This is a genomic window from Enterobacter sp. Lyrl_3, assembly GCF_051948675.1.
GTDB lineage: Bacteria > Pseudomonadota > Gammaproteobacteria > Enterobacterales > Enterobacteriaceae > Enterobacter > Enterobacter cloacae.
Window position 1 is genome coordinate 1 of the sequence record NZ_JAYJLI010000048.1, and the last position, 1,913, is coordinate 1,913.

The 1,913-nt window shown below is 48.4% G+C and carries 2 protein-coding genes and 2 tRNA genes; 3 read left to right on the plus strand and 1 reads right to left on the minus strand.

Annotated elements, in window-relative coordinates; all coding sequences use genetic code 11:
- Window positions 1-218 precede the first annotated feature (218 nt).
- Both VF709_RS24715 and VF709_RS24720 read left to right on the plus strand, forming a co-directional pair.
- Window positions 219-290: transfer RNA gene (locus VF709_RS24715), tRNA-Met, on the plus strand.
- A gap of 5 nt (window positions 291-295) precedes the next feature.
- Window positions 296-370 (plus strand) — tRNA-Gly (locus tag VF709_RS24720).
- Between the two features lie 715 nt (window positions 371-1,085).
- Here the strand turns inward: VF709_RS24720 and VF709_RS24725 are convergent.
- Complete coding sequence (locus VF709_RS24725; protein ID WP_440232460.1) at window positions 1,086-1,592, minus strand: hypothetical protein; 507 nt, start codon at window positions 1,590-1,592, stop codon at window positions 1,086-1,088.
- A 138-nt stretch (window positions 1,593-1,730) separates the two neighbouring features.
- Here VF709_RS24725 and VF709_RS24730 point away from each other — a divergent pair.
- A partial coding sequence (locus tag VF709_RS24730) for a hypothetical protein (RefSeq protein WP_440232461.1) occupies window positions 1,731-1,913 on the plus strand: 183 nt, incomplete at its 3' end.

Consider the following 1,913-nt stretch of genomic DNA (forward strand, 5'->3'; position numbering starts at 1 on the left):
TTCATTCAACAAGAAAACGTACTGCAGGGATGAATCCCAGACGTGGGCACGTTGGGACAGTGCGTTTCCTTGTTGTGATGAATCCCCCTGTGCGGAGGGGCGTAAACAGCGAATTGTAGTTCCATTATACAGCTAAGCATGACTATCCAAGCGCGAGCCATGGTTGCTGACCAAAGGCTCACCGGGAGGCACCCGGCATCACAACAACTTTCAGGCCCTTTAGCTCAGTTGGTCAGAGCGAGCGACTCATAATCGCCAGGTCACTGGTTCGAATCCAGTACAGTGCACCACCAAAGCGGTCATCGTATAATGGCTATTACCTCAGCCTTCCAAGCTGATGATGCGGGTTCGATTCCCGCTGACCGCTCCAGTTTTGCCTCCCGGTCTGCGATGAAGGGACTGCACTGAGTGACCGGAGGGCGCATTCGCATGGGGGCCGCCTGTGTATGTTTTCACCTTATGTGGACATGCTTGGAGCCCAGGACGGCACCCAGTCGAATGCGAAAACATCAACAGCAAAGCGCGCTGACAAACCTGTTTTCTCAGGGATGATAAGTTGGGTAGTGTGCTTTGCTGTTGCGGTGAATCCCACTATGCGTAGGGGCGAAACAGCAGACCCTGATTGAATGAGAAAGTCGCGGGCCACGGTGGCTGACCAAAGGCTCATGGAGAGGCACTCCACACTGCAACACTTAATCAATTTTACTGGTGAGTAAATAATGCGCGGAAAACTATGTCTTATGTTTGGCGGAATGCTGATTACGCTTTCTGCACTGGCTACACCGGAAATAATGCATACCGGAAATGACAGCCTCAGGCCGGTGGTAATAAGCGGTAAACAGATTCGCTCAGAATCATCCCGTCAGGGTGTACAGCATTCACGTATGGTTAAAACCTTACAGCCTGAAAGTACCCCGGCCCTTACGGAGAAAAAGAAAGCTCCAGATAGCTCTCACAACCCCTGATTATCCCGTTAAGCTATTTTTCACTGGCCCACGTTAACGCGTGGGCTTTTTGCTATCTGGTAGATCAGAATTCAGTTGCTGGTGGTGTGCAGCGGTAGAGCGGTGAGAATTATGATTACATTATTCATCAGCTTTATCCGGGGAATTAAATGCTGATGGATTAAATCTCCACTCCATCACATATCTATTTTTACAGGATGGACACGAATACAGGGGGTAATAATTACCATGAATTGTCGTATCTTTTCCCGTCGGGCAAAGTATTTCTATTACGCTTTTTTGGTAGCAGTGTGCGCACAGATAATGAGGTTTAACTTCAGGATTCTTTGCGGAGTTATTCACGTAAGTAAACGTACCCGTATCGAGGGTGTACGGACTGTAGCGTCTCGATTCAGTTTCAAATCTTGTATGTTCAGTCAGTTCTTTCTGGAGCGCGCTTATTCGTTCATTTTGAGACGAGATAACTTCAATTAGCTCAAGATTTTTAATCTGTAATGAGGCTAAATTATCTCTAAGGTTCCAGGTTGCTTGTTGAACTTCTGCTTCCGATTTAGATTCGCTAATAATCTTCACGAGAGACAAGGCTTCTTTGATGACGGTTAGTGAGGCGCTAATTTCTGCAAACATAATTAATCCCGTTCATTGATATAGTTACTTTTAGCGATTTAACCATATCACCGGCAGGGTAAAGTCCGCCAGACGCAATCTGGTTCCTTTTCAGGCTGCACTTCGGTGCGGTTTTTTTTATTTCCGGTAAGGATCCCCATGAAGAAAAAACTACTGCTCGCCGGGTTGCTGGTGGGCGCAGCTCTACTGGCCGCCTGTTCTGCCGTCTCCTTCACCCATGCCAACGGGGCAAAAGGCCAGAGCCTGACCAACGCAGAGGTGCAGCCGGACAACACCGTAGTGCTGACCTACCCGAACGGCTCCGCCTGTATCGATACCAAC

Bases quoted from the DNA above. Each gene is read 5' to 3' on its own strand.
- VF709_RS24725 (WP_440232460.1), bottom strand. From the start codon at position 1,592: ATGTTTGCAGAAATTAGCGCCTCACTAACCGTCATCAAAGAAGCCTTG.